General features: G+C 62.8%; 12 protein-coding genes. 1 reads left to right on the plus strand and 11 read right to left on the minus strand.

The window, feature by feature from the left end; genetic code table 11:
* Window positions 1–2 precede the first annotated feature (2 nt).
* The 8 genes from EL199_RS10755 to EL199_RS10790 form a co-directional block, all read right to left on the minus strand.
* Window positions 3–281: a lipoprotein gene (locus EL199_RS10755; RefSeq protein WP_004141446.1), complete on the minus strand. Its 279-nt coding sequence runs from the start codon at window positions 279–281 to the stop codon at window positions 3–5.
* Between the two features lie 149 nt (window positions 282–430).
* A complete protein-coding gene (locus EL199_RS10760; protein ID WP_004141444.1) occupies window positions 431–661 on the minus strand; it encodes a hypothetical protein in 231 nt (76 codons plus the stop codon).
* 3 nt (window positions 662–664) lie between these two features.
* Window positions 665–2,488: a hypothetical protein gene (locus EL199_RS13045; protein ID WP_197719333.1), complete on the minus strand. Its 1,824-nt coding sequence runs from the start codon at window positions 2,486–2,488 to the stop codon at window positions 665–667.
* A gap of 42 nt (window positions 2,489–2,530) precedes the next feature.
* Window positions 2,531–2,851 carry a hypothetical protein gene (locus EL199_RS10770; RefSeq protein ID WP_004141431.1) on the minus strand — a complete coding sequence of 107 codons (321 nt, stop codon included), beginning with the start codon at window positions 2,849–2,851 and terminating at the stop codon, window positions 2,531–2,533.
* A 1-nt stretch (window position 2,852) separates the two neighbouring features.
* Window positions 2,853–3,716: a hypothetical protein gene (locus EL199_RS10775; RefSeq protein ID WP_004141429.1), complete on the minus strand. Its 864-nt coding sequence runs from the start codon at window positions 3,714–3,716 to the stop codon at window positions 2,853–2,855.
* Between the two features lie 102 nt (window positions 3,717–3,818).
* Entirely contained in the window at window positions 3,819–7,442 is a 3,624-nt protein-coding gene (locus tag EL199_RS10780) for a hypothetical protein (RefSeq protein WP_004141426.1), read from the minus strand.
* A gap of 19 nt (window positions 7,443–7,461) precedes the next feature.
* Window positions 7,462–7,863, minus strand: a complete 402-nt coding sequence (locus EL199_RS10785; RefSeq protein WP_004141424.1) for a hypothetical protein — start codon at window positions 7,861–7,863, stop codon at window positions 7,462–7,464.
* A complete protein-coding gene (locus EL199_RS10790; RefSeq protein WP_004141422.1) occupies window positions 7,860–11,210 on the minus strand; it encodes a phage tail tape measure protein in 3,351 nt (1,116 codons plus the stop codon). Before EL199_RS10790 ends, EL199_RS10785 begins: the two co-directional genes overlap by 4 nt.
* A 281-nt stretch (window positions 11,211–11,491) precedes the next feature.
* Here EL199_RS10790 and cutA point away from each other — a divergent pair, with 281 nt between their 5' ends.
* Window positions 11,492–11,824, plus strand: a complete 333-nt coding sequence (gene cutA, locus EL199_RS10795; RefSeq protein WP_126316079.1) for a divalent-cation tolerance protein CutA — start codon at window positions 11,492–11,494, stop codon at window positions 11,822–11,824.
* Here the strand turns inward: cutA and hemF are convergent.
* The 3 genes from hemF to EL199_RS10810 form a co-directional block, all read right to left on the minus strand.
* Window positions 11,766–12,725: an oxygen-dependent coproporphyrinogen oxidase gene (gene hemF, locus EL199_RS10800; RefSeq protein ID WP_004141417.1), complete on the minus strand. Its 960-nt coding sequence runs from the start codon at window positions 12,723–12,725 to the stop codon at window positions 11,766–11,768. The two genes, cutA and hemF, sit on opposite strands and share 59 nt — an antisense overlap.
* Before the next feature lie 155 nt (window positions 12,726–12,880).
* Window positions 12,881–13,522, minus strand: a complete 642-nt coding sequence (gene leuE / locus EL199_RS10805; protein ID WP_004141416.1) for a leucine efflux protein LeuE — start codon at window positions 13,520–13,522, stop codon at window positions 12,881–12,883.
* Window positions 13,519–13,998 (minus strand): hypothetical protein, encoded by a 480-nt coding sequence (locus tag EL199_RS10810; RefSeq protein WP_004141415.1) that lies wholly within the window; start codon window positions 13,996–13,998, stop codon window positions 13,519–13,521. The genes leuE and EL199_RS10810 overlap by 4 nt, the downstream gene beginning before the upstream one ends.
* Window positions 13,999–14,089: the final 91 nt, after the last annotated feature.

The raw sequence follows: 14,089 nt of genomic DNA on the forward strand, positions 1-14,089 counted from the left end.
GATTACAGTCCGATGGCAAAGGCGAGGACGACGGCAGAGACGAGCAACGCGCGGCGAATCATGACCGCCGCAAAGACGATGGGCTCTTGGCGCATTTCAAACGGGCGATAAGCGGCAAAGATGGTGCGGTCGGCGTAGTAGCCAAGGGCAAGAGCGATGCTGATGTAGATGGTTTTGAGCAGCAAGAGGCCAATTTGCTGGCGGGCGATGATGGCTAGGACGACGAGCAGCACGGCGCTGATGACGTACCAGATGGCCATTTTGTTGTGCTTTTTGGGCATGGGAGTCTCCAGTTGATTGACTGAAGACCATGATAAAAATCGCCGCATAAAGCGGCGATTAGACTGGTTTGGGATTTATCCCCCGGAGGGGCGGGGTGGGGTTCGCCTGCATACCTCGCTGTTCGGTAGTCATCCATACGGGCGGGCAATCACACCCTGATTTCCTGCCACTCCAAATCCGGCGCCTTGCCCTCGATGCGCAGGGTGATGGCATCAAAATAGACGCTCTCGCCGATTTGCGTCTGCCCGGTGATAACCACCACGCCGCCGGATGGGGTCTCCCCTACCCACGTGTCCGCGCCCTTGCCTCCAACAATCTTGGCGACGGCGCGGTGGTGCGGGTTGATGAGGTCAATCAGTTGTTGGCGGATGTTGCTCATGGCTTAATCTCCCAGATAGCGATCAATGGTGACGGTCTGCGTAACCACCGGCGCGCCGCCGTCCAGATCCACCGCGACGCTCACGCCCTTGATGATGCCCTGCCATGTTTGCCCCTGCTCCGCAAATGCCCATACCGCGCCGAGGCTTGCCAGCGGCAGCTGGTATTTTTCCGCCCACGGCAGTTGCACGGTTTCGATTTTGTGCGTGCCGGTCTCGCTCAAGGCATGGATGCCCGCGGCGCGCATGACGTCGGTGTCGGTGTAGGCGGCGTGGGTCAGGGTGGAGGCCTCCGGCTGTTGGTCGGTGCCCTCACGATAGACCAGCCCACCCTTGGCCTTGGCTCCACCGATTTGCTCGGCCGCAGGCGTCAGGCGTACCGCGTTGCAGCGCTCGCTGATGCGGCGCTGGCCAGACACGGAGAGGATGAGGTTGGCAGGGATGGTCAGCGCTGGCGTCGGTTTCGCCCACGCGGGCTGCCGCCACACCGGGCGGACAAAGAGCTGCGCCTCGTAGGGATGGCTCTCAACAAAGCCCCCGGCCGCTCTGGCGAGGTCGGCAATGACCTCTATCGGTGTCTGTCCGGAGACGGTGTAGGTGTCGCCGGGGATGAGCCAATCGACCGCTTCCCACGCGGCGATGCGGTAGGGCAGCAGGTTGAGCTGCTCGTCGGCGATTTGTCGCGCGTAGCGGGCGGCGTCGTACTTGCTGTGTCTGCCCTTGGCGTAGTCGGCGCCCAGCTTGGCGGTGATGCTGCGCCCGGTGACGGTGTAGCTGTGGCCGATAAATTTGCGGGTGTCGCGGTAGTCCTCGGCGAGGATGTCCCAGCGCTGGCCGTTGATGCGCAGGGTGATGACGGCCTCATCGCCCGCGGCGCGTTGGTCAATCTTGAGTTTGACAAAGCTGGCGGGCGAGAGGGTGATGTCGCCCTGCCAGCAGTAGGAGGCTGTGTCGGTGGTAAGTGTCAGGGCGAGCAGGTCGAGCGGCTCGCCATTGATGTCGGCGGTAATCTTGTTGTGCATGATGTATCCGGGGAGGATGGGCAGGTCGTTGGTGTTGCCGTCGTGCCAGCAGCGCAGCGGCAGGGCAAGGCGGGCAGAATCCCGCGCCACACGGCGCCGCGTGAATGGCAACGGCAGGCGGTGCGGTGGCGGGCGCAGGCGGCAGGGTGATTGGTCGGGCGGTGGCGGCGGCAGCGGGATGGGGTAATACTCGCAGGGCGGGCGCACCGCGCGTTGGTAGCGCACCGGTTGGCAGGCACGCAGCGGCAAGCCCCAGCCGTGTTGCCGCGTGCAGTTCACCAGCAGCGGTGCGATGCTGACACGTGGCGCGGCGCAGCCTCGCAAGGCGGGCGCGGCGGCGGTGATTGCCACGGTGCAGGTTTTGATGGCGACCGCGGCGGTGCTGCGTGGGGCGGCGCAGTTGGCGATGGCGGGGTTGCCGCCGATGCTGATGCGCTGGCAGTTGGTGATGCGGTAGCTGACGCTAATGCGCGTCGCCTGGCAGTTGCCGAGGCTCGGCACCGGGGTGATGGCATGGCGTTGGCACAGGCCAACGTCCACCACCGGGCGGATATTGGCGGGCAGGCAGTTGGACGTGGGCGCCGGTTGTCCCAGCGCGGGCAGGCAGGCGGTAATGTCGACCGTCGGCGCCACCCGCGCCCCGCTGCAACTGCTGATGCGCACCACTTTGGCCTGCGGTGGCGGTTTGGGTGGCGGCGGGGTGCTGCCGCCTTGCCGGTCGAGCGCAAGCGGCAGGCGGGCGGTGTCGCGGCCGCTCGTATGTTCGCCGAGGGTGAGGGGGAGGCGGTCAGGTTTGAGCGTCGCCATGTGTGGTTATCCTTGCCGCTGCGCGGTGGGTCAAGCCCCACCCTACAACTGCCATGCCGCCCACAGTTGCGCCTGCTCCGCCAGCGTCAGCGCGGTGGCGGGTTTGAGGTCGTCGTAGCAGATGGGCTCGTACTGCCTCTGTGGATGGCGTCCCATGATGAGGTAACGCCGCGCTGGGTTGAGGTAGGGGACGAGGTAGTGGCCGTTGGGCAGGGAGCGTGTCTGCTGCTGCAACAGCAAGGTCTCGGCGTCAAAGACGTAGATGTTGCCGATGCCCGCCGCGCCGCCGACGGTAACGATGCCGTCCTCGCTGCCCGCCATGTAGGCGCGGTGGTCGGGGATGTAATGCGGCTCTAACAGCATGTCAGTACCGCCATTTGTCGGTGCGCACCGCCAGGCGGGCAAAAGTAGTATTTAGGCCATTCCAGCCGTAGCTGTGCAGGATGATGTATTGCGCCCCCTCATCATCAATCAGGGCGAGATTATCGGCGGCGCGGGTGTTGGTATGCACGCCCGGCACGGCGTAGAGGCGCTCGCCTCGTTGCAGCAACACCGGCGCGACGTACTGCCCGGCGGTTTCGCGCGGCGCGGCAAAGAGGCCAAAAAAGTCCTGCGCCTGCGCGCCGGTATCGTCGCGGTAGCTACGCGCCCTCGCATAAGCACGGGCGGAATTAGGATCCTCCGGCCAATGAAACAGGCTGCCATGTGAGCCGTCGTTGTAGGTGCCGCCGCTGTGCGCGAGGATGAGGGCGCGGCCGCCGTTGTCGGCGCTGCTGCTGTCGCCGTAGTAGAGCATCATGCCGTTGCGCCCCACGCTGTCGTAACCGCCCTCCACCCATACGACCACGCCGCGCGCCGTGGCGACCACCGCCCAGCGCCCGCTCCACTGCCCGCCCTGTCCGTGTTTGTAGGGGGTGGCGAGTTCAAGCGCGGGCGGTGCGTTGTCGATGGCAGCGTAATCACGCCAGGCGGCGACGCGGCTTGTGCCGTTGTTGTCGTGGACGAGCAGGTAGCTGTCCAGCTCGCCTGTTTTTGCCGGGGCAAAGAAGCGCTTGCCTGCCGCGGCCTCTTCATGCGGCATTGTCCAGCCCGCGCCGGGTTTGCTGCCGTAGCCGGTGACCAGGCAGGCTTTGAGGATGAGGGAGAGGTTGCTTTTGGTCAGCGCCGGGGCGTCATCGTCGGTTGAGCGATACAGCGTGACGGGCATTTCGAGGTCGTTGGCGTACATGGGATTTCCTGTTGTTGTTCGGGTGGTTTATTCAGCAGCGAGGTGTGCGGGCAGCCCTCACCCCCGTCCCCTCGCCCAAAGGGAGAGGGGGGAAGGTGTCGGTTATACCTCCACCGTATTGCCGCGTAGGCACATGGTGAAGCCGTCGGTCTCGGTCTGTTTGGTCGCCGAGGGCTGTACCGCGCGCAGCACCCAGACGCCGAGGTGGGTGCCGTAGGTGTTGAGGCGCACCGCGTTACCAACCGCCCACGGCGAGGCGCCGTTGTTGATGCCAAACGCGCCCTTTTTCAGGACAAAGTACGGCTTGCCGGTGGCGGCGTTAATCGGCGCGAGGTCTTGCAGCGCGTCAAAGCGGCCGACAAAGCCGAGCGCCTCGCTGTAGAGGTCAAACTGCGTGCCGTCGCGCCAGACGATGGCCCAGCGGTCGGTGGTCGCACCGTCATCGGTCAGGACGAGCGGGTAGTCTTTGAGGTTGAGTTTGGCGGTGATGGCGTCGCCTCTAGGGTCATCCGACCAGACGTTGTCAAAGAGTTTCTGCGACCACGGCGGGCTGTGCCGCACCTCCAAATCGCCGCCGATGAGCGCGCTGGAGACGTAGGTGTCTTCTTTGGGATAGTCACGGCCGACCGGAAATTGCAGTTGCAAGGTGCCGTCAATGTCGGCGACGATGACCCGGTTTTCTTCTTCTCTTGCGTGGTGGGCTGTTATCGGCATCTGATAGGCAGAGAGGTCGAGCGGTGTCGCCCAGGTCAGCGTCCCCGCGTCGAGGTCGTAGTCGTACCACTTGGCCTCGATGGCTCGATTTTTGGCGTCACGCAGGCAGAGGCTGTCAATGTGGTCGCGCGAGAGCCGCACCGTCTGCCCGGCGGTATGCGCGCTGCCGAGGTCATCGCTGAGGCGGTGGCCGATGACGATCATGTCGCCGCGCCGGTAGATGGGCACACGGCCGTCGGCGGGCAGGCGCACCGCGTCGATACCGATGGCCGAGGTGTCGAGTGGCAGGTAGGTGTAGGAGACGGCGTTATAGAGGATGGTGTCGGCATAGACCTGTGCCGGTTGCCAGATTTTGCCGTCCGGGCGCACCGCGTCTGGGTTGTACCAATACTTGCCCTCGTTGCCCGCGGCCACCACCCACTTGCCAAAGCGGACACGGGCAACCCCGGTCTCGTAGTCGATACTGCCCTCAACGTTGCCGCCTGTAATCTTGCCGCCGTTGTCGGCGCGCACGTTGAGCTGCCCGCCGCTGAGCGGGGTCGCGGTGATTTGCAGGGAGGCGGGGCGGATGGGCGAGGCCGGGATGCGCCACACCGCGGTATCGACCGGGTTGGCCGATACCGTGCCAGCGAGCGCCTGCAAGTTGACCGCCCCGGCGGGTGCCTGCTCGATGGTGGCCATGCCGGTCTCGTAGTTGATGCTGCCGATGCGCGCCGCCGCCCCGGTCGCAGGCTCCAGGCGGTAGTAGAGCTCGCCGCGACGGTCAAAATACACCTCGCTGCCAATCGCAAAGCGCACCGAGCCGGGGACGATGCGCTCGGCGTAGGTCGGCAGGAGGTCGATGCGCAGCGTGCCGGAGGCCGCCTTTTTGCTGCGTGCGTCCTCGGACTGCTGCCCGCGAAACTTGGCGCTCACCACAAAGCTGTCGTCAATCGGCGCGGAGGCGAGCGCCTCGACGTACTCGTAACCGGCAAACACCATGCGGTAGAGCGGTTTGACCGTCTGCGTCGTGCCTTGGGTGGAGACTATCTCCTCGCCCATCGGCTGTTTGCGGTAGATGGCTTTGGGGATTTTGACCACCGCGTCCGGCTTAAGTTTGATGACGCCGGTCGTGTAGTTAATCGTGCCACGGCTGACGCCACCGGCATCGCGCAGCGCGCCCGCACCGTCATCGCGCACCGTCACATAGGGGTCGACCTGGCGGGTGTAGGCCTCACCCGCCTGCACTTTGGTGTCGTAGTCCTCTATGAGGACGTTGTACACCAGCTCGACCGAGCGCGGCTTGATTTGTGTCTGGCCGAGGGTGAGGTTGACGTTGCCGCTGCCGTCGCGTGTCGGGGCTTTCCACTCGGCGGTCTGCGGCTGGCCGACGCTGTAATCGACCTTGACGTCGAGGCGTTGCTCGCCGCCGGGGTAGCTGCTGAGGGTGATGTCGCCGCTGCGGTAATCGACCGTCCCCGTCCAGGCGCCGCTGATGTTGCCCGCGCCGTCGTCCTGCGCCGTCTTGGCCGCGCCGTTGTCTGTCCAGCTTAATTTGACGGTGTTGGGGGCGAGGCCGGCCTCGGTGGCAATCAGCATCGTCGCCGTCGGCTGGCTATCGGCGCGGTTGTGGATGGTTGCCTGCGAGCCCCAAGAAAACAGCACCTCGCTACCGACGTCGGGCATCTCGCCGCAGGTGAGCGACACCGAGCCGGTGCGGTAGTTGAGGGTGCCGCTGCCATGCCCGGCCGAGCCGCCGCGCAAGGCGCCAGAGCCGTCGTCACGCAGGTCGTACCAGCGACCTTGCGCACGGTACGACACTTGCAGCGAGCCGGGCGCAGGCACCGGCAGGATGGTGAGGACATAGTTGTAGCTGCGGTTGTTAATCAACACCGGGATGCTGGCGGTGTCCGCTACCTGCAGCAGCTCGGCTGCCGGGCGGAAGTAGAGCGTCCAGACGCCGCCGGAGGAGAGGGTCTCGCTAAAGCGCAGCTCGCCGCGGGCGTAGTCCACCGTGCCGACCGCAGTATCGCCGCGGTAGAGGGTGCCGCCGCGGTCGCTGATGGTGATGCCGTTCGTCGTGAGACGCAGACTGCCGGGGGTGATGGCGTTGCCTGCGTGCAGAACGGTACTGTCATTGATGGCGTTGTAGGCGGTAAGCACCGATTCGCCCTTGGCCGCATCAAAGATGAGCTGACGCTGCCCGGCGGCGGTGTAATCAATCAGCGGCGTCTCCAGCTGCGAGGTCGGCACCAGTTTTTCCATGATGCTCGGCAGGCGGATGGTCTGCGTGTTGGCGCGGATGGCCTCAACCAGCGGTTTGACGCCATAGTAAGAGGCGCTGTCAGAGATGTGCGTCTCCATTAAGAGGCACGGCGGGTCGGCATGGGTGATGGAGGGATAATCGGCGCCGATAAAATCCGCGGTGAGCGCGGTCGAGGTCTCCATCTTGACCACGGCGCGGATAAAATCCTTGCCGTCCGGCGTGGTAAAGGTGCGGTTTTCGGAGGAGACGCGGATAACCTGGATGTACTGCTCCTCGGTGGGGTAGCCCTTTTTGACTTGGCGCAGGCAATAGACATCACCGACCAGCGGCAAGGCCTCATCGGTGCGCTGATACGCCTGGACGATGCGTGAGCCGAGCGATTGCGTCGAGAGCAGGGTCATCTTGCTCTCGATGGTATAGACCGCGTAGGCGGCGATGCGCTTGATGATGTCCTTGCGCCGCTCGCCATAACGCACGCCGCGGTAGAGCAGGTGCGAGACGTTGGCCGCCTTGGCGGGCTTGCTGATGATGACGTGCGCGCCGCCCAGCTTGGCGGCATCGGGTCGGCGCACCGCCGCATGCACTGAGCGCGCCGAGAAGCGGCCGATGGTGCGGTCTTGGTCGGAGACCGGATTAAATAGCTCGTTGTCGGCACCGGTGAGCGGGTCGCGCACCATCAGGCCGCCGCCGTCGTCGCTGTCGGTTAAGTTCTCGGTCGGATAAAAGCGCAGGTCTTGCGTGGTGAGTTGGGTATGGCGTTTGGTCATTATCTGTTACCGGGTTGCATTAGATGGTCATCAGGTGGAGGGTCGGCGCCTCGTACTGCGCCGTGCCGTCTTCGGGGGCGCGGTAGGCGACCGGGGTCAAATCAGAGAGCGCGGGGCGGGCAAAACAGACGTTGAGCTGCCGCCCGTCGGGGTGGGCGAGGGTCATTTCCAGCTCCGGCACGTCCGCCCAGGCGGCGAGGGCCAGCAGCGTGGCACGTGGCAGCCAGATCCACTCGCCGCCGAGAGTGACCGGACGTCCGGCGAGCATCGTCCCCTGCTGGATGATGGCGCTGCCGCCGAGGCTGTATTGCACCTGCGACTGCGCCAGCGCTTGCCAGTCAAACTCGTCACGCCAGCGCATGTCGGCCGGTAGTTCGAGGCTATCGTTGTTGTCTTTGCGGGTGAGTGTCCAAGGTGTCATCGCGGGCTCCGTTTGGCGGCGTTGTAGAGTTCGTTGGCAAAATTCTGTGCGCCGCGTCTCTCGGCGGCGGCAATGCGGTCGTCCCAAACGTCCACCACCTGCTGCGGGCTGATGTCGCCTGCGCCGTGACTGGTGGCGCTGCTGGCCGTCGTGCTGCGCGGTGTGGCGTTACCGCGGCTGCGCGATTCCTGCGCGCGCGCTGCCGCCTCGGCTTTCTTGTCCGCCGCCTGCCGCGCCTTCTCGACGCCGATTTGCCGCTGGAGTTCGAGGGCGCGCTCGTACTGGGCGATTTCTTCGGCGTTGCCACGGATTCGCGCCTCTTGCAGCTTGCCCTCCAGCTCGCGCAGCTTGCGCTGCTGCTCCAGCTTCGCGGTTTTGCTGTCGTCGCCCTTGAGCTGCGCCAGTTCGGCTTCAAGGCTGGCGGCGGTGTCGCGTGCCTGCTGTTGCAGGTCTTCCAGTTTTTTCTTGGCGGCGTCGATGCTGGCGTTGAGGTTTTTGAGGGTGGTGCTGTCCAGCGCCGTGATATTGGAGTGCGCGGCCTGTGCGGCACGGGCGATGTCCTGCATGGAGACGGTGCCGTCGCTGGTACGCTGGTTGAGGAGCTCAGTTGCCTTCTCGGCGCGTTGCACATCGGCGACGTACTGCTGTCCCACCTGCGACATCGCCGCCACCTTGCGCAGGTAGTCGTCGGCATCCATGTGTCCCAGGCTGGTCACCATGCTGTTGATGGCGTCATCAACCAGCCCGATGGCCTCGGCATTGAGCTTGCTGGCGTCGTAGATGGTCATCATCGCCTTTTTCTTTTTCTCGGTGGCTTCAGCGGCCTGTTCGCTGGCTTCGGCTTCTTTTTTCTGTGCGGCGGCGTGTTCTTGTGCCGCTTGCGCTGCTTGTCCATGCGCCTGCGTGGCGGTTTCGCCGATTTTGGCGGTTTTGGCGCGCAGCTCCTCGGTTTTGCTTTTGATTTGGTCGAGGATGTCGGCGTACTGTTTGGCGGAGAGTTCCCCCGCGGCGAAGGCCGCTTTGGCTTCAGTGCCGATGCGTTCCAATCCGCCGAGGTCGGCGCTGTTGAGGCGTTCTTTGAGCGCATCCATTGCGGTTGCCGCCGCATCTGGCAAGCCTTGGATGCCGTCAGCCATGCGCTTGAGCTGGCCTTGCGTCAGCTTGTCCATCGCTACGCCGCTGTCCGTCAGTTGCTGTTTCAGCGCCGCCCATTCTTCCGGCGACGAGATTTTCGCCGCCAGTGCTTCAAAGCCTGCACGGGCCGCGGCGGTCGCATCCAAACCGGCATCCATCGCCTGCTGCACCGCATAGGTGTAGTCGCTCATCGCTTTTTTGGATTTCGCGGAGACGCCGGTAAAGACTTCGTCGAGGTCAACGCCGATGTCCGCAAAAGCATTCTTCGCCGCTTCCGCCGCCTGCTCTTGCGCCGCTTTGGTTTGCTGCGCGGCGTCGACAGCGGCTTTGGTTTGTTTGTCCGCTTCGGTGATGGCTGCGTCCGTGACTTCACGCGCGGCATCAATGGCAACTTGGGCAAAGCCCAATATCGGCTGCTTGGCTGCTTCTACGGCGTCGGCAGTGGCTTGTGGGATTTGGGCGAGGGAGGCACTGGCTTTTTCGGCGGCATCTTGTGCCGTCCCTGCGATGGATTCGCCGCTGGCACGGATGGATTCGCCTGCGTTGTTGATGACATCGAGCAGCGCGTCGCGCGCGTTGTTGGCGACTTCGTTCAGGCTGGCGAGGCGTTCCAGCATGGAGTTCGAGGCGCGGTCGGTGATGCCGAAAAAATCTGTGACGGCTTCGCCCGCGCCCAAGATGCCGAGCGCAACGTTGGCGGCAACCTGCATGATGGTAGTGAGGACGATGCCGAGGGTGGCAAATCCCGCCTTCAGCCCGTTCAGCCCAATGGAGAGCGCCTGGAATGCGCCATTGAGCGCCACGCCGGTTGTTTGTAGCACGGCAAAGCCGCTGCTGACCTTGTCCACCGCCGCGCCAAAGTCCAGCTCCTTGACAAAGCGGATGACCACGTCGGCGCCATGCTCAAAGGTGTCAGCGATTTTCTGGCCAAGCGCTTCAATTTTGCCGCTGGCGACCAGTTCGGAGATAACATCCGCCAGCTCCAGCATTTTCTTTTTCAGCGGTTCGAGGATGGGCGTGGCGAGCTTGAGTTTGACCGCATCCCATGCGCTTTCCAGCTCGGCAAATGCCCCGCCGACGTTGTCGCCCATTTCCTTGGCCTGATTGACCGCAAAGCCGGTGGCATCTTTGAGCTTGTTGTTCAGTTCATCGACCGCCTCAATCCCTTGCCCGACCAGCGCGCGGAAAGCGGGGCCGGCCGCTTCGCCGAGCGCGCTGATGGCCGCCTGCCCCTTCGGCCCGGTCGCCGCCAACTCGCGAATCGCCTGACTGAAATTGTTGGTGCGGATACCAATAGAGGCAAGCTCGCGTCTGAAAGTGCTGGCCGGATTTTGGAATTGGCTCATCATCGCCGCCATCGCCGTACCGGCGCGGCTGCCGTCAAAGCCCGCATCGGCCAGCTTGCCGATGTAGGCGGCGGTTTCTTCGAGGGTGAGGCCGAGGGCGTGCGCGTTTGGCGCGGCGTAGCTCATCGCCAAGCCCATGCCCTTAATATCGGTATTGGCGGAGGACGCCGCCTTGGCAAGGACGTCAGCAACCCGCGCGGCATCGCTCATCGCCAAGCCCATACCGGAGGCGGTTTGTGTGATGTAGCTGGCGGCGTCAGCGAGTTCGAGGCCGTTACCCTGTGCCAGCGCCAGCACCGACGGCAGCGCTTCGATGGCTTCGCTGCTTTTCAGGCCGGCGCGAGCGAGATTTTCCAGCGCCTGCGCTGCTTCCGTAGCGTTATATTTGGTCTCTGCGCCCATCTTCTCGGCAGCGGCGCGCAGCGCTTCCATTTCCTCGGCAGACGCGCCAGAGACAGCTTTTACGGTCGAGAGTTGCGCCTCAAAATCTGCCGCACCGCTGACCGCCTCGCCAAAAAAATCCTTGATTTTCCCCGCGACAAAGGCGACGCCGAGCGCCGCGCCGAAGGCGATGACCGCGCCTTTCAGGCGGTCAAATGCGCCGACATTGCGCTCGGCGCTGTCAGCAAGGCGGTCGGCATCTTCGCGTGCCTGGTTGGTAGCTTCCGCGAGGTTGCGCAGACGGCGCGCGCGTTCTTCCGGGTCAAGGCTGTCCCACTCGGCGCGCAGCCGCGCGGATTCATCGGTGAGCTGGTCGGTGTTGTGCCCGGCGGCGCGCAGGGCTTCGATGACCGCGTCGATACGGTCAAGCCCACGGACACCCGCGGTAATGAGGAGTTCGGTGTGGAGGCGTGTATTGGATGGCATAGTCGCACCTTGATTGGTGCGACCATCTTGCGGACTTTATATATGGGCCGCGATTAGACTGGTTTGGTATTTCCGGCGACGTCGCCGGTTTTTGGCGCTTCGGTATTTGCGACGCGGTTTCAATTTTCCTTCCCGCCGTTTCCCGTTTGTTCCCGATTTTTCCCGTTTATGTCGCTCTCTTCTTCTGGTTTATATCATCCCGCATCATCCATTCAACCCCAATGGGATCCGCTATATACAGCGTTTTGCCGCTTTATAATGCCGCTTTTCCGGAGGTGTGTATGAATGACGTGTTATGCGTGGTGCTCTCTACCGCGCCCGACCGCGAGACAGCCGAGCGCATCGGCGAGGCGCTGCTGCGCGAACGACTCGCCGCCTGCGTGCAGTATGAGGCGGTGCGCAGTCAGTATTGGTGGCAGGGGGAGCTTTGCACGGACGACGAGGTACGGCTTACCATCAAGACGCGGCGGGCGCTCTACGACGCGGTTGAGGCGGCGATTTTGCGCTTGCATCCTTACGACTGCCCGCAGGTGCTGTGCCTTGCGGTCGATGCGGTCAGCGCGGGTTATCAGGCGTGGGCGACGGCGGCGGTGTCAGCCAATCCCGCGGTTTGAGGTAGTCGGCGAGGTGCACTTCCCTGCTGCCCGCCGGTGGCTGGTAGGCGTATTCAAAGCGCACGGCGGGCGGCAAGCTCATCAGGATGGATTCGGCGCGGCCGCCGCTTTGCAGGCCAAAATGCGTGCCACGGTCGTAAAGCAGGTTGAATTCGACGTAACGCCCGCGGCGGTACAACTGAAACTCGCGTTCGCGCGCGCCATAAGCGGTGTTCTTCCGCGCCCGCACGATGGGCAAATACGCGGCGAGATACGCCTCGCCGACGCCCTGGGTGAAGGCGCAGGCATCTGCAAACGGCAACTCATGGAAATCATCGAAGAAAATGCCGCCGATACCGCGCGTCTCGCCACGGTGCGGCAGGTAGAAATAGCGGTCGCACCACGCCTTGAAACGCGGATAGAGCGCCGCGCCATACGGGGCGCAGGCGGCCGCGGCGGCGGCGTGCCAGGCGCGGCAGTCATCATCAAACGGATAAAACGGGGTGAGATCAAAGCCGCCGCCGAACCACCAGGCGCGCACCGTTTCGCCGTCACGGGCGACAAAAAGGCGGATGTTGGCGTGGCTGGTCGGCACATAGGGATTGCGCGGATGAATGACCAGCGACAAACCCAGCGCGCTGAAGGCACAACCGGCGAGCTGCGGCCGTTTTTCCGTGGCGACGGCGGGCAGTGTGGCGCCGTGGACGACGGAAACATTCACCCCGCCCTGCTCAATCACCGCGCCGTTTTTCAGCACCATCGTCACGCCGTGGCCGCGCAGGCCGCCGTCCGCACCATCGCGTTGCCAAACGTCGCGCCGGAAAGGCTGGCCGTCTTCCGCCGCCAAGGCATCCGTAATGCGGCGTTGTAAATCATCAAGAAAGCGGGCGAAGGCGTCGATTTGTGTTGGCGTAATGCTCATGGAATCTCCGGTGAATAAGCGACGGGTGATTTTTATATGAATGACACGAATAAAGCGTTTCTGCGAAACGCCCCACCCTCACCCCGACCCTCTCCCGCCCAAGGGCGGGCGAGGGGGCGAATATACCGCATCATTTTTGCAATTAGGTATTGGAATTAAAGACTCGCCGTCCATAATTTCACGGCAAAGCCGATGAATAACAGCCCCACCCCCGCCATACCTATGGCAGCCAGTGCGCGGGAGCGGGAAAAGAATTGACTCAAGCGGGCGCCGGCGAAAGCAAGAACATTCAAATAGCTGAAACTGACGCATTGCAAAATCAGGCCGAGAACAAGAAAACTCAAAACCGGATTGGGCGCATCGGCGCGCACGAATTGGGTAAAGAAAGAGAGGAAAAACAAAATGGCCTTGGGATTCATCAGGCTCAAGGTCAAGGCGCGGCGGAAAAAGCGCTGTTTCTGGATTTTGGGCGTTACCGGTTGGGTATTGCGCCGCGTTTGCCAGGCAAGCCAACCGCCTTTGAGTAAATTGTAGCCTAGCCAGGCAAGATACAGCCCGCCTGCGAGTTTAATCACGTGGAAAATCGGCGGATAGGCACGCATCAAGGCGCCCGCGCCAAAAATGGTCGAAAGAATCAGAATGCTGTCGCCCAAAATAATACCGGCGATAACGCGGTAGGCATTGCGCGCGCCATATTGTCCGGCGACGCTCAGGCAATAGAGTGAATTGGGGCCGGGTACCAGAATGACGGCAATAACGCCGGCGATGTATTGGTAAAGGTCAATAATGCCGTTCATGGGTTTTCTTTCCGGTTATCAGGCAGACAATATTCCAGCTCCGTTTTGACCAGCGCATAACCGGGACTGCGCAGGCGGACGCAGCGGTTATCGCGGGTAAGGAAGAAGCGTTTTTCCAGAATCTGGCGGTAAGTCAGGACGACGGCTTCGCTGCAATCTTCATCGACGGCGCAGACGGGGATTTTTTCGATTTCTGTGGCAACAGTACGCTCAATCTGCCGGTAAAGGGTGAATGATGCGGCGAATGCGACGAGGTAAATCAGGAAACTGATAAACGGCAGCAGGAAAAGTTTTTTATTGTAAGTATTGCGGTACGGGGGTTTGCGGTAATTCAGGGCAAGATAAATGGCATAGGCGAGATAATAGACAGGAAGCATCAGCAGCAGCGTGCTGAGATAAAATTCTCCGGCAATGGCGCAGGTAATCAGCGCGGCGAGGATAATGAGGAAATTGAAGATAAGGTGTTTTTTTTGCATGATTCAAGGATAGAAAGACAATGCGCCATAAATGATAGGGTTATGCGCTAAGGCATGTTGATAATTCGTTGTGACCGCCGTCGCTACGCGG

The sequence above is a fragment of the Cardiobacterium hominis genome (assembly GCF_900637305.1).
Taxonomy (GTDB): domain Bacteria; phylum Pseudomonadota; class Gammaproteobacteria; order Cardiobacteriales; family Cardiobacteriaceae; genus Cardiobacterium; species Cardiobacterium hominis.